This is a genomic window from Victivallis vadensis, assembly GCF_003096415.1.
GTDB classification, from domain to species: domain Bacteria; phylum Verrucomicrobiota; class Lentisphaeria; order Victivallales; family Victivallaceae; genus Victivallis; species Victivallis vadensis.
Window position 1 is genome coordinate 50,521 of the sequence record NZ_QEKH01000004.1, and the last position, 18,654, is coordinate 69,174.

At 59.8% G+C, this 18,654-nt stretch carries 16 protein-coding genes and 1 tRNA gene; 7 read left to right on the forward strand and 10 right to left on the reverse strand.

The window, feature by feature from the left end:
- Positions 1 to 5: 5 nt before the first annotated feature.
- The 8 genes from C8D82_RS03545 to C8D82_RS03580 all read right to left on the reverse strand — a co-directional run bounded on the left by C8D82_RS03545 (position 6) and on the right by C8D82_RS03580 (position 6,816).
- Positions 6 to 1,277 (reverse strand): alpha-L-fucosidase, encoded by a 1,272-nt coding sequence (locus C8D82_RS03545; RefSeq protein ID WP_116882893.1) that lies wholly within the window; start codon positions 1,275 to 1,277, stop codon positions 6 to 8.
- Between the two features lie 355 nt (positions 1,278 to 1,632).
- Positions 1,633 to 1,711: transfer RNA gene (locus C8D82_RS03550), tRNA-Pro, on the reverse strand.
- Between the two features lie 147 nt (positions 1,712 to 1,858).
- Positions 1,859 to 2,671 carry an ABC transporter substrate-binding protein gene (locus tag C8D82_RS03555; RefSeq protein WP_116882894.1) on the reverse strand — a complete coding sequence of 271 codons (813 nt, stop codon included), beginning with the start codon at positions 2,669 to 2,671 and terminating at the stop codon, positions 1,859 to 1,861.
- On the reverse strand, positions 2,668 to 3,900 hold the full coding sequence (locus tag C8D82_RS03560; protein ID WP_116882895.1) for a DUF790 family protein: 1,233 nt from the start codon (positions 3,898 to 3,900) through the stop codon (positions 2,668 to 2,670). Before C8D82_RS03560 ends, C8D82_RS03555 begins: the two co-directional genes overlap by 4 nt.
- The gene (locus tag C8D82_RS03565) at positions 3,894 to 5,303 is read right to left on the reverse strand and encodes a DEAD/DEAH box helicase family protein (protein ID WP_116882896.1); all 1,410 of its coding nucleotides are present in this window, start codon (positions 5,301 to 5,303) and stop codon (positions 3,894 to 3,896) included. The genes C8D82_RS03560 and C8D82_RS03565 overlap by 7 nt, the downstream gene beginning before the upstream one ends.
- On the reverse strand, positions 5,303 to 5,578 hold the full coding sequence (locus C8D82_RS03570) for a hypothetical protein (protein ID WP_116882897.1): 276 nt from the start codon (positions 5,576 to 5,578) through the stop codon (positions 5,303 to 5,305). The genes C8D82_RS03565 and C8D82_RS03570 overlap by 1 nt, the downstream gene beginning before the upstream one ends.
- A gap of 25 nt (positions 5,579 to 5,603) precedes the next feature.
- Positions 5,604 to 6,341, reverse strand: a complete 738-nt coding sequence (locus C8D82_RS03575; RefSeq protein WP_116882898.1) for an LA_2272 family surface repeat-containing protein — start codon at positions 6,339 to 6,341, stop codon at positions 5,604 to 5,606.
- A gap of 22 nt (positions 6,342 to 6,363) precedes the next feature.
- On the reverse strand, positions 6,364 to 6,816 hold the full coding sequence (locus C8D82_RS03580) for an LA_2272 family surface repeat-containing protein (RefSeq protein ID WP_133245045.1): 453 nt from the start codon (positions 6,814 to 6,816) through the stop codon (positions 6,364 to 6,366).
- A 580-nt stretch (positions 6,817 to 7,396) separates the two neighbouring features.
- Here C8D82_RS03580 and C8D82_RS03585 point away from each other — a divergent pair.
- Positions 7,397 to 7,867: a hypothetical protein gene (locus tag C8D82_RS03585; protein ID WP_116882900.1), complete on the forward strand. Its 471-nt coding sequence runs from the start codon at positions 7,397 to 7,399 to the stop codon at positions 7,865 to 7,867.
- Positions 7,868 to 7,874: 7 nt separating this feature from the next.
- Here the strand turns inward: C8D82_RS03585 and C8D82_RS03590 are convergent, their stop codons facing one another.
- A complete protein-coding gene (locus C8D82_RS03590; protein WP_116882901.1) occupies positions 7,875 to 8,396 on the reverse strand; it encodes a DUF2062 domain-containing protein in 522 nt (173 codons plus the stop codon).
- Positions 8,397 to 8,633: 237 nt separating this feature from the next.
- On the opposite strand from C8D82_RS03590, the gene C8D82_RS03595 reads away from it, so the two are divergent.
- From C8D82_RS03595 to C8D82_RS03610, 4 genes are read left to right on the forward strand one after another with little or no spacing between them, the layout of a single operon-like run.
- Positions 8,634 to 9,713, forward strand: coding sequence for a substrate-binding domain-containing protein (locus C8D82_RS03595; RefSeq protein ID WP_116882902.1), 1,080 nt, complete (start codon positions 8,634 to 8,636; stop codon positions 9,711 to 9,713).
- A 13-nt stretch (positions 9,714 to 9,726) separates the two neighbouring features.
- Positions 9,727 to 10,461, forward strand: a complete 735-nt coding sequence (locus tag C8D82_RS03600) for a type II secretion system protein (RefSeq protein WP_116882903.1) — start codon at positions 9,727 to 9,729, stop codon at positions 10,459 to 10,461.
- Between the two features lie 19 nt (positions 10,462 to 10,480).
- Positions 10,481 to 13,345 carry a DNRLRE domain-containing protein gene (locus tag C8D82_RS03605; protein ID WP_116882904.1) on the forward strand — a complete coding sequence of 955 codons (2,865 nt, stop codon included), beginning with the start codon at positions 10,481 to 10,483 and terminating at the stop codon, positions 13,343 to 13,345.
- On the forward strand, positions 13,342 to 14,094 hold the full coding sequence (locus tag C8D82_RS03610; RefSeq protein WP_116882905.1) for a carbohydrate-binding family 9-like protein: 753 nt from the start codon (positions 13,342 to 13,344) through the stop codon (positions 14,092 to 14,094). The genes C8D82_RS03605 and C8D82_RS03610 overlap by 4 nt, the downstream gene beginning before the upstream one ends.
- Before the next feature lie 52 nt (positions 14,095 to 14,146).
- On the opposite strand, the gene fusA is transcribed toward C8D82_RS03610, so the two are convergent.
- Complete coding sequence (gene fusA, locus C8D82_RS03615; RefSeq protein ID WP_116882906.1) at positions 14,147 to 16,162, reverse strand: elongation factor G; 2,016 nt, start codon at positions 16,160 to 16,162, stop codon at positions 14,147 to 14,149.
- Between the two features lie 252 nt (positions 16,163 to 16,414).
- Between fusA and C8D82_RS03620 the strand changes: the two genes are divergently transcribed.
- Positions 16,415 to 17,197 carry a YdcF family protein gene (locus tag C8D82_RS03620; protein WP_165832808.1) on the forward strand — a complete coding sequence of 261 codons (783 nt, stop codon included), beginning with the start codon at positions 16,415 to 16,417 and terminating at the stop codon, positions 17,195 to 17,197.
- A gap of 71 nt (positions 17,198 to 17,268) precedes the next feature.
- The gene (locus C8D82_RS03625; protein ID WP_116882908.1) at positions 17,269 to 18,636 is read left to right on the forward strand and encodes a hypothetical protein; all 1,368 of its coding nucleotides are present in this window, start codon (positions 17,269 to 17,271) and stop codon (positions 18,634 to 18,636) included.
- Positions 18,637 to 18,654 lie beyond the last annotated feature (18 nt).

Here is an 18,654-nt window from a genome sequence, read left to right on the forward strand (position 1 = left end):
GGCGGTCAGAACTCGATTTTGACCACATTCAGCGGGGAATTCACGCTTTCCGGCGGCATCTGCAGTGTGAGACGGCCCTCTCCGTGATGGAACGGCACCCGCTGATCCGTCTCCAGAATCCGGGCGGAACGGGGAGCGGCAGAAACCGCTTCGATCACCAGTTGGCAGGCCGGATGGTTCTCAAATACATGGGCGTACAGCGCCCCGTCCTTCCCCAGCGTCAGCCGTCCCCAGCCCGGCTCCGGCTGCGGGGCGCAGGCTGTATTGTAGACGGATTCGCCGTTGACTGCCAGCCATGCGCCGATTTCACGCAGCCGCCGAACAGAGGGAGCCGGAATCGAGCCGTCGGCGCGCGGCCCGATGTTCAACTGATAATTACCGTTGCGGCTGGCATTGGAGATCAGACACTTCAGCAGGAAATCCGTGGTTTTCCAGCGATAATCAAGGCGGTGATATCCCCAGGATTCATTGAAGGTGCCGCTGGTTTCCCACGGGCGCGGGATGGCCTTGTCCGGAAACTGGTTGTCGCCCATCGACAGATAATCGATTCCGGCGGCGTCCCCTCCGGAATGATTCCAGGTGACGCCGATGCGGCTGTTGACGATGCCGCCGCGCGAATGCACCAGATCGATCAGCTTCTCCAGCCGCGCCTCGGTGAGCAAAGAGCATTTGCACCAGTTGTCGAACCAGAAGAGCCGGATTCCGTACCCGTCGAGCAGTTCGGTGACCTGCGGCAGACATTTCGCGGTAAAGTAGTGTTCAAATTCCGCATCGGAGGGCTGCTCAAGCGGCGGATCTTCCGGGATCTCCGGCCAGAGCGGCAGGCCGCCGCCGGGGAACTCCCAATCCAGCCAGTGCGAATAGTAAGCGCCCAGCACGATGCCGCGCCGGTCGCACGCCTCCTTCAGCTCCCGGATCAGGTCGCGCCTGAACGGGGTGGCTTTCACGATATTGAAACCGGATACCCTGGAATCCCACAACGCGAATCCGTCGTGATGCTTGGCGGTGATCACCACATACTTCATCCCGGCGTTCCGGATTTCCTCAGCCCATGCGTCCGCGTCGAAAGCCGCCGGGTTGAACTCACTTGCGAGTGCGCGGTATTCCCCGTCTGGAATCGCGCCGCCGTCCGGCCATAGCGCCTGGTATCTGATCCACTCGGCATAATGGTTGCGTCCCTGCTCCCGGCCCTTCCAGACTCCCGCCGGAATGCTGTAAAGCCCGAAATGGACGAACATTCCGAACCGGGACCGCGTGAAAAAATCGATCATATCCATCCTGTATTCCTCCGGTTGTTCCGGCGGTTAATATATCCGGCCGCAACCGGATATCAAATCAATTCATTCCGGCGGCCGCCACTTTTTTGATAAATTTCACTTTTTGTATCTTTTCACATTAATATTGTATCTTTTTATTTGATAATAAACGAGTTGTATTTTCATTAGAATACCGGAAAATTCCCCATCAACTCTCAATAGCCCCTCGCATTCGGATGAGACCTGAAAACCAGGAACAGAATAAGGACAAGAAATGACCGGAAATGAGAAGAAATATAGAATATCCATGCTAATTCATAAAAAAGAAAATCAACGGGAAATTTTTCATAACTCGTTGATTTTTAAGCAATAAAAATGGTCGGGATAGAGAGATTTGAACTCTCGACCTTTTGACCCCCAGTCAAACGCGCTAGACCAGGCTGCGCTATATCCCGACAACTTTCTTTGGGAAAGTATTTTTAATATACACACTTTCAGCTCAAATGCAAGGTTCCCGCTTTTGAATATCCCGTTTTTTTAAACAAAATATCCGGTAATTCACCCGAAGTTGTGGAATTCCGGGAGACTTGAGCAGGGAAAAGTCAGAGCCGGCGCCTTATCGCTTCAATCGCATCGAAACTGCGCGGACCAAGGCGCAACAGCAAATCCGGATCAATCGTACTGTCAACCCGAATTATTTTCTTCGCTTTCAACTCCTCCCAGACCGGCTGGCCCTCCAGCCGCTTCAACTGCTCCGGCGTAAAGCCCGGCAGCAGGATCAGTTCCGGCTGCCACAGCAACAATTGTTCCGCCGACAGAATAAAGTAATCCCCGGAAACCGACTCCGCCGCATTGCGCCCCCCCGCCAGCTCAATGATTTCATGCAGAAAACTCCCCTGCCCCGCCGCCATCAGTGGCGACGCGCTTAACAGCACCAGCACCCGAGGACGCCGGTCATACGGGATTTCAGACGCCTGCCGGCGGAATTCTTCCAGTCGGCTTCGCTGTTCCGTCACCACCGATGCGGCCTTTTGCGGAATATTCAGCAATTTACCAAGCGTTTCCAGGTTTTCCAGATAATCGTTCAGCGAGCGGGCCGGAAGTTCCCGGTATGGGATTCCCAATTGCTTCAGTTGTTTCAAAACACCCGGATCGAACATCTTTTCCATCACCACCAGCGTCGGACGGACCGCCGCCAATGCTTCCGAATACGGACGGCCGAACCCACCGACCACCGGGAGTTTTTTCGCCTCCGACGGGTAATTGCAGTAACCGCTGCGGCCAACCAGCAATTGCTCCGCTCCAAGCAGGAAAATACATTCGGTCAGGTTGGGAGCGAGCGACACCACCCGGAGTTCCCCCGCCGGGATCAGCAGGGTCCACCCGGTCAACAGCAGCAGTAAGAACCGCTTCATCCCTTTCTCTCCCCCGCGAAACGCTCCAGCACCCGCAAAGTCCGGTCCACACCGGGAAAATCGCGGAAGCGGTAAATGCGGTCAACCAACTCCGGATAACGCCGTTCCAACTCCGCAAAAGCCTCGTCGTCCGCCAACGCCCGGTCGATGCCGAGCACCAGCGGCAGTTCGGGATGCTCCCGCAGCAACTCCAGCCTCCCTTCCAGCTGCCCCCTATGCCAGCGGTGGAACAGTTCCAGATGCACCCGCACGCCGTCCCCGATCCGTTCGAAGCTGAGGTCCGGGAACACCACCGACTGTTTGCCGCCGTCGATGAACGGCGACTCGCCGATAATCCGCCAGCTCTCCACATCCTTTTTGAACAGCGAATGAAACATCCTGATCTCTTCCGGAACGTAGCTGGAAAAATTCCGGTAGTGCGAAACCAGCCCCGCCTCCTGGTCAAGCTTCAAATCGCCGGAGAGCTTGCCGAGACGGATTTTCGCTTTCAGTTTCCATTGAGCCAGATTCACCACGGCAGGAAAGAAAGCCGCCAACTGCAATGCGTATTTGCGCGTGTTGGCAAACAGCGAAAACGGCCCGCTGATCGAAAGTTCATAAGCAACACTTTTGCCGCGTCCCTTTCTCCGGATTTCCGCCAGCAGCCGGAAGAATTTCAGGTATTTGAAAAGCCGGCGCAGCTCGGCGGGATGCTCGTCGCGCACCTCCAGCTCGATCGACTCCGCATAGATCAACAGCCCCTGCACCTGCGCGAGATTGTAGCGGTTCAGCAGCTCCGTCGCGGTCAACTTCGGAGCGGCGGAGATCCGCTCGTTATCCGACAGGTCGCCGTAGATGTCGCCCGCCATGAATTCAATCAGTCCGGGACGGGTCGCCAGCAGCTCCCGGTAACGGGCGACATCCCCCTGCGCCTCCACCAGCTTTTCCGACGCGAATGCGAAAAGCTCCCCGCGCAGCGCCGGATAGTCGATCTCCCGGACCGGGTCGAAATCGGTATGATCCAGCAGCAGTTTATTCAGCCCGGATGCAAAAATCTGATCGCGCGTGCCTTTGATCAGCACATCGGTCAGTTCCTCGATCTCTCCGCGCCCCATCCGGGAGTCGAACGCTCCCTGATATACACCGATCAGCTCCGAAGCCAGCTTCTGCCGCTCCGGTTCGGCCGGATTGATGAACACCGGCTTGAAGCCGCCGCTGCGCCGGAATTTCAGCAACTCTTTGGTCAACATGCGTCCACCTCGCCGTCCTCGTGGTTCTTATAGGCGCGGTGTTCGCGGCGGCGGGCGCTGACATTCTCCTCACTGGTGCCGGAGCTGACCAGCTCGTACAGCACCGCCTGCTCCTTGCCGGGAGCGGGACGCAGGATGCGGCCGAGCCGCTGCACATGCTCACGCACGCTGCCGGAGCCGGAAAGGATGATCCCGACCGCCACCGCGGGCACGTCCACCCCCTCGTTCAATACCTTGCTGGTCACCAGCACGGTGTAGACGCCTTCGCGGAAACGCGCCAGAAACTCCTTGCGCTCCCCCGGTTTGGTGCGGTGGGTGATCACCGGCCAGCCGAAGCGGCGGCCGATCGCATAGGCGGTCTCGTTGTCGGCGGTGAAAATGATGATCCGCTCCCCGGCGTGTTCGCCGACCAGCTCCCAGACCTTGCGGATTTTCGCTTCGCCGCCGCGCGCGATGCGGCGCTGCTCCAGAAAAGCCCGGAACACCTTGCGTCCTTCCGGAAGCCGGGCGCAGAGACCGAGAAAACGCCCCCATTCCGACTGAAAGCGGAAATTCAACTGGTTCGCGCGCAGGAAATTCACATAGATTTTGCGATTTTCCTCATAAGCCGCCGCTTCGTCGTCGTCCAGCGGCACCGGAATCTGCCGCGTCACATAGGGAGACAGCACCTTGCCTTCAAGCTCGTCGATGTTGACCTGACAGACCACCGGTCCGAGCAGGTCTTCCAGCACCTTGGCCCGGTCGTCGGGCAGTTCGGGCGTCGCGGAAAGGCCGAGCCGGAAGGGTGCGATCGACATCGCCGCGGCCAGCCGGGTTTCGGGGCCGGGGAGGTGGTGGCACTCGTCCGCGACCAGCAGTGCGAAACGGTTGCCGATGAACTCCATATTCAGCACCGCCGAGTCGTAGGTGCTGACGGTCAGCTCGCGGATGTCGCGCTCCCCTCCCCCGAGCATTCCGACCGGACGGCCGAAAAAGTGCTCCAGCACTCCGGCCCACTGTCCGAGCAAGTCGATGGTCGGCACCAGGAAAATCGCAGGGCGTTTCAGGTAAGCCGCCGCCATCACCGCAAGAATCGTCTTGCCGCTGCCGGTCGGCAGCGCCGCCACGCCGCGGAACATCGCCACCCGCCACGCATCGAACGCCTGGCGCTGGTGAGGGCGCGGAATCAGTTCCACCGCAAGCTTCAGATCGTCCAGCGGCGCAAAAGAACGCGCCTTGTCGACAAATGGAAACTTCGCCATCTGCAATGCGATCACGATATCGGCATAGTCGCAGGCGCGCCCGCGCAGATTCCGGGTACGCTCGTCATTGCGGAGCAGACGCGCCGCGCCGGCAGGAAGCGACTCCGGCGCGGCGCCGGTCAGCGTCACCGTCCCGGAGTCAAATTCCAGAATCGGCTCCATCAGAACTTCTGGGGGCGGAACGCACCGAACGCCCAGACAACCAGCACGACCAATGCCGCGCTTGCAAACGTCCAGATATTATCCCACAGCCGCACATGCAACCGGGTGATCGGCCCGGAGAACAGCATCACGGCCAGCAGGATCACCAGCAGTGGAACCCCGGTATAAACCGCCCACTTCCTGCCGCGCTGATAATCGGGATAGTCCGGTATCTGGACGGACTCCACCTCTTTCAGCAACTCTTTCAGCCGCGCTTCTCTCTCCGACTCCGACATGGTTCCGCCCCCGGTACGTTATGAATTAGAACTTGAAATTGACAATCGGAAACACCGGCAGCCAGGCATCCTTGATGTAATTGACCAAGCCGAACTGGAGTCCCTTGCTTTCGGAGACATTCACCACGCCGAGCTGGACGCCGTTGCACTCCTTGACCTGACTGTAAACTCCGCACTGCATACCGTTCATCGGACCGGACACCACATTGACCGGCGCCGCCTGAAAACCGCTCACACTGTCAGTCACATTCACGCCCAGCGCCGCCTGAAGGCCGGTCGCGTTCTTCGACAAATTCACGGTGCTGGCCTGGATTCCGTAAAAATCTCCGGCCTGAGAGTAGAGGCAGCTCGCCTGAAGCCCCTTGAACTGCACGAAGTTCAGACAGACCAGAAACGATGCCTGAATGCCGTTCATCTCATGGTTCTGGCAGTAAGTCCAGCTGACCTGCAATCCCTTGATCGTGGAGGTTCCGGCCATACCCCAGGAAATTTCCGCGCCGAACACCCGGCCGATGCCGCCGGAAGCGGGCCAGCCGGTCTTGAGACCGTACACATTCGCATTATAGGCCGACGACGGCCACTGCGGAATCACCGAGAACTGGAACAGTGACCAATCCTCATACGCCTTCATGCCGTCATAGGCGCCCGCACCGGCCGGATTCTGCGCCGGAGCAGGTGTATTTTCGACCTTGACCGGCTCGGCGGCACACAGCGAACAGACCGCCGCGGACGCGGCGAACAATGAAACAAACAATTTATTCATGATTCCTCTTCTCCTCTTGCTCTTACAGACGGACATTCACAATGGGCAGGCAGAAAACCGGGCTGTTCTTGATGAAATTCAGCAGTCCGATCTGGAGCGACTCGTCGTCGGCGACATTCACGATGCCGAGCTGCACACCGGCCACCTTGACCGAAAAATTCACCAGCGAAAACTGAAGTCCGGTCGTCTCCTCCGATACCGTGGAAATCAAACTGGTCTGGATGCCGACCACCTTGTCGGTACCCGCATTGAACACCGATGCCTCCACACCGTACACCGGAGCCGGCCCGCCGCTCATCGGCAACCCGACCTTCACGCCGCAGACCGTCGTCGTGGCGGCCGCCGCCGGCTGGGTCGGAGTGAACGCCAGCGTGATAAAGCTCCAGTCATCGTTCGGCACCGGTTCGGCGCCGACGGCCCCGATCGCGGCGAACACCGCAAGCGCCATTCCCGTCAACAGTTTCTTTCTCATCATCTCCATCCTTTCCGATAAAAATACCTTACGCAATCCAGAGGCGAACCTCATTAATCTAATAATATATATGCTCCGGTGATTTTTGCAAGTTCCGCAACAGCTCCCTCCTATCCAACCATAGAAACCGGGCCCGTTCGGCAAACTTCAGACACGCCGTCCAGGCGGTATGCCTGGGATTTTTTCAATACGGATGGTATCACTGTCACGAGAAACCACATTCTCAATACCTTTACGTGTTTCACCTTCAGGGGAATCATTGAGTTCGACAGTATCATCGAGACATGGGGAAACGCTCAAAAGTATAACAGGCAATGCCCCCCATGAACCAGCCCAAAAATATTTGCAAACCTGAACTTCGATGCTATTTTACCATGAGAATAGCAAATTTAAGAAATATGAATAATTTTTCAGCCGGCGCATCCCGACTCCCGGCGGAAAATTTCAGAGATTTCGCACAAGTGGTCCGATGACGGTTGCAACAGTAACTTCACGGGTTCTGAAAACTCATTCGAATAAACCGGAGAATCTCACGGATATCACCTTCACAATAACCATTACGCCGCCGGAAGCCGCCCGGACTATGCGGCTTATCGATGTGCTGTACTGGCGTACCGTGTTCCTGTGGCGGATTCTGTCCCCGCTCCCGGCGATCGCTATATTCGCCTTCATCGCGTCGGATGTCGCCGCATTCCCGTATTGTGCGGGAATGTGGATCGTGGCGGTCTGCTTGTTCTACCTGCCTGCCTCTTTGCGCTTCCGGTGGTTTCTCCGAAAACATGGCGGCAATCCCGACGAACTGCCTTCGAGCGTAACCGTCCATCTCACCGACGATGACGTGACCTTCACACCGAACAAGCTGGTCAACGTTGAAGAAATAAAGCTCTACCACCTGCATGATACGCTGTTTTTTCATGATGAGCGGAAGAATGAATGGACTTTTCTGCGCCGCAATGATTTTCCCGACGAAGAGGCGTGGCGGGTATTCGTACAGGTGCTGCAAAAGCAGGGCTTCCGGTGTCCCCGCCCACTGCTCCGCAGCATCCGTCACTGAACGCCGCTTACGGCTGCTTTGCCTGCTTTGCGGCTTCCCGGCGGGCCTTCAGGGCGGCCTTCAGACGCCGGTAGCGCACCACCAGCAAATAGACGGCGAAGTAGGTGATCGGCGTCATCACGACGCCCAGCAGCAGCCCGCCCGCAAAAAATGATGCGATCAGTTCGCCGCCCATCTGCATGAGCGTACTCCAATCCTGATGCTCGATCACTGCCCTGCACGCCTGCCGGATCGCCTGATAGGAGAGGTCGCCGCCGATCAATTTGTTGCCCACCCAGCACTGGACCGGATAGATGAACACCACCGTGACCGGATTGGTGATCAGTGTACCAAGCGTCGCGCCGATTTTCGAACCGCGCAGCAGGAACGACAGCGGCACGGAGATCAGCAGCTGAAACGACATCGGAATCACGCAGCCGATGAACATACCGATTCCCCAGCCCCGGGCGATATACTGCGGAGTGCCGTCGTCGCGGACGATCTTCCCGTAATAATAGATCAGCTTGCGCTTCCAGTGGAAACTTCTCATTGCAACTCCCCTTTTCGATAACCCATATCCGGTAATATATCAGTTTTCGCCCTCTTTACAATATGCTGACAGAATTCTAACACAAAAAACAGTCCCGCCGATCACTCCGCAATACCGGAAAACATGCCGATAACCGGGAAAATCAAAAATAATTCGATTTTTTTCGGTTTTCCTCTTGCTTTTTCATCGACTTTTATATATAATTAACTGTATATACAAAAAACTGGAGATAATCTGATGGCCCCGCAACTCAAATACGTCCAGATCGCCGAACAGCTGAAACGGCGGATCGAAAACGGCGATTACAATTTCTGCGCGATGCCCGGAGTTCCGAAGCTCGCGGCGGAGATCGGCGTCAGCTACCTGACCGCCCGGCAGGCGGTGCAGAAACTGATCGCCGACGGCGTATTGCGCCGCGCCGACAACAGCCGGCTTGAAATCTGCAACCGCCCCGGCTCCCGGCGAAACTCCTTCAAGGTGGCATTCATCCATCCGCTCGACGTAATCCCCAACTCCGTCTGGCGCAACTCGATCTGCAAAACGGCGGGCGAGTTTGAATGCAGTTTCCGCGAGATCGTCTACTGTCACAACGACGATCCGCTGTTGTACGACGGGCTGGACGGCGGATTCGACCTGATCTTCCTGCGGTTCGACGGCGCCGATCCCCTGTTTCTGGAAAAGCTGAAAAAGCAGTCCGACCGGCTGGTCACGCTGTTCCACGACCTGACCCGGTACGGCATCCGCTGTCTGGACGGACTCAACCCCGCCGCCATCGACGACCTCATCCGGTATCTGTACGAACGCGGGCACCGCCGGATCGACTGCCTCAACACGCAGCCCGCCAGCTCCACCGTGGACGCCCGCATCGCCCAGTGGCGCGCGTCGCTGAAAAAATACGGCTGCACCGGGCGGCTCCACAACGATCCGGTTGCGCCTTTCGTGTGGTCGATGCCCCACGCCTACAACGTGCTCAACGGCGTGATCGCGCGCGGCGAACTCGACGCCGATGCGCTGTTCTGCCTGGCCACGCCGATCGCCCGCGCCGCGCTGCGCTGCTTCCACGAACACGCGATCCGGGTGCCGGAGGACATTTCAGTGGTCAGCTGGGGTGAAACCGAGGAGGCCCGGATGGCCATTCCATCCCTGACCACGGTGGACACGCCCGATCCGGCGCCGCTGGTCCGCCAGATTTTTGAACACGATCTCGGAATCCGTCCGCAGCCCGGCCGCCTGCTCTACCGCACCGCCGCCTCCAACGTGATCCTCGCCGGAGAATCCGTACAAGAACGCAATCTTACAAACCATCCCTCAAAATAGAAAGGCAGAAAAGATGCAAAAGAAATTCACACTTATTGAGTTGCTGGTCGTAATTGCAATCATTGCGATTCTCGCCTCGATGCTGCTTCCGGCCCTGAACTCCGCGCGGGAGAAGGCCCGGGCAACCACCTGCGTCAACAATCTTAAACAGGTCGGCAACGGGCTGATGCTCTACGCAGGGGATTTCAACGACTGGCTGCCGCCGATCCAGTGGGCGGGCAACCAGAAAAATTACGGCAAATGGTGGATGATGATCTCCGGGTGGGATGTCAAAATCGGGCAGAACTACCTGCCGAAACCGGTGGACGGCAAGGCGTCGGTTTTCGTCTGCCCCGCGTCGGAGCCGTTTGTATTCCGCGATATCTCCGACAACTCCCAGCTTCATGAGGTCTACGGCATGGCGCAGGTGGATATCGAACGAATCAGAAATCTCGCCCCCGGCCGCGACGCCAACGGGCTGCGGCAGAAGCTCAGCCAGATCAAACATCCCTCCCGCTGGGTGCTGGTCGCCGATTCGCAGCGGGCGGGCTGGACCACCGCCAACTACCGCCAGTGCCACTACCTCGACCGCAACGGCGAAGTGGACAAATATCAGGATATGGCGTACGGCGGCGCTCCGAAATCGATCATCCTGCGCCATGCCAAACGGGCCAACATCGTCTTTGCGGACAACAGCGTCCGCAGTCTCGGCCAGCCGGAGGTCGGCATGTACGGCGTGCGCTGGACCATCCCCGGCTTTACCAACTGATTTCAGGAAAGGTTTCCCGATGAAAAAACTGCTTTACACTTCACTGCTCAGCTTCGGATCGGCACTGGCCGCGGCCACGGTACTCACCACCGCCGATGGCGGGGCCGACGCCGGAATCGACTTCGGCAAGCGCGACCGGAATTTCGGCGGACAGCCGGAGATGATGGTCAAGCGCGACCGGAATTCCGCACCGGCGCTGACCCGCTGCGCGCTCTTCCGCTTCGACCTCGCCAGGCTCGCCGAACCGGTGAGCGACGCCCGGATCACGCTGACGCTCTCCAGCCAGGGCGAACAGAGCGCCCGCTGGAAATACGACTTCCGGCTCTACGCCGTCGGTACGCCGGACTGGCAGGAAAATGCCGTGACCTTCGCAACCGCTCCCGGCGTCAAACACAACTTCCCGGTCGGCCGCGACGCTCCTCCCCCGGCGGGTGTGGTTCCGGTCGGAGACGCCACACTCCCGGCCAAAGCCAGGCCGGGCGACAAGCTGCAATTCGACTCCGCCGCCCTGACGGAGTTCCTGAACGCCAACCGGGGCAAGGCGGTCACTTTTCTGCTGGTGCGCCGGACTGAAAGTTCGCAGTTGCAGGCTTTCGCCGCCAAAGAGCACGGCACCTTCGCCCCGCCGGAGCTGAGCGTGAACAACCGGCCGAAACAAACGGTGCTGCAGGGAAAATCGATCCGGGTCGGCTTTGCCGCCGACGGCAATCCGGAATTTCTGGAACGCGACGGCGCGGCCATCCGGATTCCCTCCGCCCGGTTCTGGGAGTTCCAGTTCGACGGCAAAACCTACAGCGCCGCCAATGCCGCCCCGATCGAAAGCTCGGAGACCGCCGACTCCGCCACCCGCACCTATCAGTGCGGCAAGGCGAACATCACGTTCCGCTATGCGATTCCCGAATCCGGCGACCGGCTGAACCTTACCTACACGATCGAATCGCCGAAAGGTTGGACCGGTACGCCGAATCTGGTGATCGGCCGCATCGGAGGACTGGCCGCCACTCCGGACAGCCGGATCGTCTGGCCCTACCGCTACGGGCAACTGCTGCGCGGCGACCTCGTCAAAAACTATGTGGAACGCCCCGCCCCCGGCCATATGTGGATGCAGTTCATGGGCCATTACACGCCCGACGCCGGATTGCTCTGGTATGTGGAGGATGCGCTCGGCTTTTTGAAATTCGCCTCCCACGGCAAAGAACGCGACGGCAAACTCGTGCTGGGCTGGCGCGAAAGGCCCTGGCTCGACGGCTCCGGGCGCTACGAACTGCCCTTCCCCTACGTATTCGTCCCGTTCGGCAAATGCGACTACCACGACTTCGCGGCGGTCTACGCCGACTGGGCGCGCCAACAGCCGTGGGCGCAGGTTTCCGCCGCGGAAAAGCTCGCCGCCCGCCCCGCCCTCGCCAACGCGGTCTTCGACGGCAAAGTCAAAATCGCCGGATTTGAAGCGTTCGGCGGCAATAAACATGTGCCGCTGGCGGTCAAAAAAGAGCGGGCCAAACTCTCCGTCGGCTTCGCTGACGCGGAGAAATTCATCCGCAGCCTCGAAACCCAGTACGGTGTGAAACCCGCCTACCGTTACGACGGCTGGTGGGGGGCCTTCGACGTCGGTTACCCGGATCTTTTCCCGGTCTCGGAACGCAACGGCGGCAACGCGGCCTTTGAAAAGTTCGCGGCGTTCACCCGCGCCAACCGCAGCCCGGTCACCTACTATATGAATCCGATCAACTTCGACGAGGAGTCCGACACCTACCGGATCACCCAGTCGGTCCGCCAGCTCAACGGCGAAATCCAGCCCTTCAGCTTCTGGAGCGGTTCGCGGCTGCGGATGGTTTCGCCGCAGTTCATCCTGCCGGGCAATCGGAACACCTTCGACCACTTCAAGAAATACGCGATCTACGGCGGCGTTTTCGTCGACCAGATCGGCGGCTCCAGCCCCTATCTCGACTTCAACGACCTCGCCGGGTATGAATATTACGGCAAGGACAGCAACTCCCGCGCCTGCAAGGAGGCGTTCCGGCAAATCCGCGCCGAAGACCCCGCGTGGATGATCGGCACCGAGGACGGGCAGGAGCAGTATCTCGACAGCTACGACTTCGCCGAAGCCTATCCGCGCGGCTTCTCCGACGCCGAAAACCTCAAGCTCGGCAAAGGCGCCACCTACATTCCGCTGAACGAACTGGTCTACGGCGACAAGTTCTTCAACCTGATGGGCATCGACGGCAACAACCGCCTGACTTTCGACAGTATGCGCGTGATGCGCCGGCTCTACGGAACCAGTCAGGGGTACACGATGCGCGGCGAACTGCCCTACTGGCCGCTGCTTCAGCAGGAGTTTGAGGCCAACGACGTGATCGGCGAAGCCGCAACCGAGCGGATGCTCCACCACCGGATCGATCCGATCGGATTCCGCGCCAGCGTGTGGCCCTCCGTCGTCGTGATCGGCAACACCGATTCCGGCCGCCCGCTCGACATCGCCTTTGACGCGCCGAACGGCATGAAAGTCGAGGTCAAAGCACTGCGTCCCGACGGTTTCGCCGCGGTCACCCGTTCCGGCAAATGGATTCTCTGGGGCGGCAGGGAGCTGAAGCTCGACGGGAAACTGCTGGCCGCCGTCTCCAATCCCGATTCGATCCTCGTCGCCAACCGGCGCGGCGTCACCGCCGCAAGCTACGGCTTCGTCGGCAAGGCGGGACTCGCCAATCCGAACGGCGGGGCTTCCGCCGAACCGTGGAGCGTCCGGCTGCCGGGCGTAACCGGCAACGCCGAAGCCCTGCCCTCCCACCGCCCCTATCCGGTCGAAGCTGCCGGAGACGGCAGTTTCCGCTTCGCCGCTCCCGGAGCGGAACAGTCGATCCGGTTCGCCGTGGAGAAGCGGCCGTGAAAAATCTGTTTTTGCTATTGCTGTTCTGCGCCGCCACGGTTTCGGGCGCGCGGCTCTTCGAGGAGGCGGAACTGCGCCGCACCGCCGTTCCGCCGGCCATCGACGGCCAACTCGAAGCCCTGTGGTTTGACCGCGCCGTACCGTACAACCTCGGCGACCACAACGGCAAGCTCAACAACCTGATCGTCGAAAACTACCTGACGATCGTGCGGCTGCTGTGGGATGAAGAGTACCTCTACGCCGCCTTCGTCTGTTCCACCGACGCGGTCGAAACCCGCTTTGCCAAACGCGATGATCCGCTCTACGAAAGCGAGCTTTGCGAACTGATGCTCGCCTTTCCCGGCGGCAGCCGCCTGCTCGAACTCTCCATCGCGCCCAATGGCGTGATCTACGACGCGCTCGTGCGCTGGAACCGGGACAACCGCATCGAAGCCGACGCTTCATACGACATTCACGGCCTCAAATCCGCCGTTTCCCTCCGGCAGTCCGCTCCCGGCCGGCTGGTCTGGACCGCCGAACTGGCGATTCCGTGGAAAGCCCTTGCGCCGTTCCGCCCCGGCAACGGCAAACTCCTGCGCGGCAACCTGCTCCGCTACGAGCGGCTCTCCGATCCGGAGCTTCGCTCGCGGAACGTTCCCGCAGCCGGCACCGGCGATCCCGCCTATTTGCCGCTCTCCCTTTTCCCCACTCAAGTCCGGGGCTGGGCCGCCGCCCCCTCCAGTCTCGGCCCCCTGCGCCTGACTGAATAGTCATGCTTACCCGGAGATTTCGCTCCCGCCGGAGCGAAATCCCGGTTTCCGGTTACTGTTCCTCGGCGGATTCCGCCTGATGTTTTGCGGAGATTTCGGCCGCGAGATTCGGCGGAACCGGTTCGTAACGCACGAAGTTCATATCGAAGGAGCCGCGCCCCTGCGTCATGCTGCGCAGTTCGGTGGCGTACTTGTGCATTTCGGCCAGCGGGACTTCCGCCTGAACGACCTGCATGCCCTCCTCCACCTCCATCCCGAGGATGCGGCCGCGCTTGTGGTTCAGATCGCCGGTGATGTCGCCCATGTAGGTATCGGGGATATGGATATTCACGCGCATGATCGGCTCCAGCAACACCGGGCTGGCCTTGCCCATCGCCTCCTTGAACGCCATGCGCCCGGCGATGCGGAACGCCATTTCGTTGGAGTCGACCGGATGGTACTTGCCGTCGTACACGGAAACCCTGACCCGTTCGACCGGACAGCCGACCAGCGGCCCGCGTTCGAGCATGTCGTTGATCCCCTTTTCCACCGCCGGAATGAAGTTCTTCGGAATCGCTCCGCCGACCACGTCGTTGGAAAACTCGTAACCGGAATCGTTGTAGGAGATTTTCAGGCTGACTTCGGCGAACTGCCCGGCGCCGCCGGTCTGCTTTTTATGGCGGTAATGGCCGTCGCCCGCGCCGGTGATGGTTTCACGGTAGGGCACGCGCGGCGTGGAGAGCACCGCCTCGACCTTGAACTGGTCCTTGAGCCGCTTCGCGACGATCGCCAGCTGCTGGTCGCCCATGCCGGAGAGCAGCACTTCGTGGGTCTGCTCGTCGCGCCCGAGCCGGACGGTCGGAATGCACTCGATGATCTTGTGCAGCCCGGCGGCGATCTTCTCGTCGTCGCCGGATTTCTGCGCCGAAACCGCATAGGACATCACGGGGGCGGGGAACGTGATTCCCGGCAGCGCCTTTTCATTCTGGTTCGCCGAAATGGTGTCGCCGACGTGGGTGTCCTTGAGTTTGGCGATCGCAAAAATGCTGCCCGGCCCGGCCTCGTGAACGGCGGTCTGGCTCTTGCCGTTCATGAAGAACATCGAGCCGATGCGCTCCTTCACGCCGGGACGCGAGAGGTTCCAGACGTCGGAATCCCCCTTGAAAATGCCGGAAACCACCCTTACGAAAGTAAGCTGGCCGATAAACGGGTCATTGATGCTCTTAAAGACGATGCCGATCGCGTCGGCGTCTTCGCTGATCTTGCGCTTGGCGCCGTCGACGGTCACGTAGCTGAGCGGAGTCGGGAAAAGCTCGATGATCGCATCCATCAGTTCGGTGATGCCGACATCTTTGACCGAGCTGCCCGCGAATACCGGAATCGTATGGCCGAGCTTGATCGACTTCTTGAGGCCCGCGAGCACCTCCTCGTCGCCGAGCTGTTCGCCGTCGAGGTAACGCATCATCAGTTCGTCGTCGGTTTCGGCGATCGCGTCGAGCCACAACCCGCGGCATTCGGCGACGTCGTCGGCGATTTCCGCCGGAATATCCCTGTCGAAAAGCACGTTCACCACGCGGTTGAACGAGTCGCCCGAACCGACCGGCCAGTAAAGGGGGATGATCACCGATCTGCCGTGGTTGCCGCGCATCACTTCGAGAGTCGCCTTGAAGTCGGCGCGCTCCTTGTCGAGGCGGTTCACCAGAGCGAAGCGGGGAATCCGGCGCTCCTTGGTCATCTTCCAGGCGCGGGCGGTGCCGACCTGCGGGCCGTCGATCGCGTCGATCACCACCAGCGCGGCGTCGGCGGCGCGGACGGCGGCGGCGGCCTGTCCGATGAATTCGCCGTATCCGGGAGTGTCCACGAAAAAGAACTGATTGTTTTTCCACATGCAGTTCATGCACGTGGAGTAGATGCTCGCGCGCCGTTCCTGCTCGTCCGCCATGAAGTCGGAGACGGTGTTCTTCGCGTCGACCGTTCCGGGGCGGCCGATGGCGCCCGCCTTGTAGAGCATCAGTTCGGAGAGGGTGCTTTTGCCGCTGCCGGCGTGGCCCGCGATCACGAAATTCCTGCACTCGGTTGCTCTGGTCATATGATTCCCCTTCTTTATGTTGAAAGTTGAACTATGAAACTTGAACCTCGGTATCAGCTCCTGATATGGATAATAGCACCGCCGTTTTCGTTTTGCAAGTGGACAATTCCGGTTTTCGCACTATATTTAACAGGAATCTTCCCGCACAACCATCAACTCGGAGGCAGAAATGCTGCTCAACTTACAGTCAGGCATATCGCGGAATGCCGAAGCAAGCCGTATCACTTTCCGCCCGCAATCACCGCGAATGCCATGATTCTGCTGCTGAAAAAACTGCTCGCCCGGCTTCTGTTCCCGGCGCCTCTGCTGCTGATGCTGCTGGTTGCGGCGGCCATCCTGCTGCTGCATCCGAAAGGCGGCGCGCGCTGCCGGAAGTGGGGGAAAATCCTGCTGGTCGCGGCGATCGCGCTGTTTCTGGTCGCCGGAATCTTCGGCCAGGTATTCCGGGAAACGCTGACTGGACGGTATCCGCCGCTCGATCCGGCCCTGCTGCCGCCGGAGGAGTACACGCTCGTGGTCGCCGGCAGCGGCTTCTCCGGCGCGCCGGGACTGGCTCCTGAACTGCGCTTCAACGACGCGATGCGAATCCGGCTGCACGAGGCGGGCAGGATCGCCGCCGCGCTGCGGAAACGCGGCATCGGCTGCTCCATCGCCGCCGGAATCCACCCTTCGGACGGGCAGTGGGAACTCAAACACCGGGCGCTCGCCGCTTTTTTCGCCCCTTACGGGATCGCGCCGGAGCGGCTCATCCCCATCGAAGGAGCCGCCAACTCCCGGCAGGAAGTAATCGCCTTCTCCCAACTGCCCGGCTGCAAAATCCTGATTTCGGAGGCCTACCACCTGCCCCGGCTGATGCTGCTGGCCCGGAAATACCGGCTCGATGCGATTCCCGCCCCCGCCGGCAATATCGAAGGCCCTTTCGGTGGTTCGCCGCTCGACTTTCTCCCCAACGCCGAGAGTTTCGCCCACACTGAGCGGACCGTCTACGAATATCTCGGCATCGCCGAAGCCTTTCTGCTCCCCGCAACGAAGTAAGCCGCACTTGAAAATTTCCGCAATCCGACTTATAGTATCGTCAGTTTTAACTTTCCAACGAGGAGGTTCTTATGCGAATTCACCGTTTTCTGACCGCCGCCTCACTGACTTTGACCGCAGCAGGCTATGCCGAAGTCCCTGAGCTGACGGCTCTGGTCCCCGAAGCAACCGGCTACGAGCTGATCGCCAGGTGCGACCCGCGCACCTGGGCCAAGACCGGTTACCGGACCGACAACACCGAAACGCTCGCCGGAGACCTGAAGCGCGTCGGTTATCTGCTGAAGCTGACCGATCAGGAGGGCAATCTCTCGTGGGTGTTCGCCGCGATGGACCCCTTCACCGATGCGATCGCCGATATCGCAGTCCCCGCGAGCGGCGGCAACGCCTTTCAGGATTACGTCAACAACCTTGAGGTGTTCAGCAACGTCCCCGGCGTGAAGACCGGAAAATTTGAAAAGGGAAACATCGAATTCTGGGCCACCAACTATGTGGCGGCCAATGCGAAACAGATTCCCGGCGCCAGCGACAAAACTTTCGACTTCGGCGACCGGAAAAGCGCCGACGGCTCCTACGGTTCCATGCAACTGCACAACTATCCGGAAAAGCAGACCGTGTTCTCCTTCAGCAATCTCCGGGCCGGTGCGAACTGCGACCTCGGCATCGGCAACAACCCTTCCGGGAATCCGGACTGGACCTTTTCCAAGAGCGCCAACAAATACAAAAACGCCGAGCTCCTCGTCGTCGCGCAGATCGACAATATGAAAACCGTCACGCCGTTCCGTTACGATGAGAAAACCGTGATGGAAAAAGCCGCGTCCCTCGTCCCCGAAACCACCGGAAAGAAGCTGCTCTACGCCTACAATCTGCGCACCGGCTCCGGCTTCGGCGACAAGAGCCGGGTCAACTACCAGGTCGACAACTCCGCGCAGTTCACCGCCAGGCCGGCGCGGGTCGGCTACCTGATGGTGCTGACCGACAAGAGCGGCAAGGAGAACTGGGTGTATGCGGAGATGGACAACTTCGCCGAAAACGTCCGCCAGCTGGGCGTTCCGGTCAAATCCGCCGGAGCCAGATTCCAGCAGCCGGTGGCCAACCTCGCGGTCAAGTCGAATGTGGATTCCGTCAAGACCGGCAGCTTCCCCGCCGGAAACATCGAATTCTGGCCGAACGACTACAAACCGCAGAATAACACGGGCGTCGAAGGGGCCTCCGATGATCAGTTCGATTTCGGCGATCAGGTCAACCCCGGCGGCGGCTACGGTTCGATGCAGGTTCACAACACCGCCGAAAAGCAGACCGTATTCGCCTACAACAACTTCTCAGCCGGAGCCAACTCCGACGCGGGAATCGGCAACCGGCCCGGACGGCACCCGGACTGGACCTTCTCGCAGAACCTCAAGAACTACAAGAGCGGCTGGCTTTTCGTGATCGCCGACTGACAAATCCTCAAACCGGAT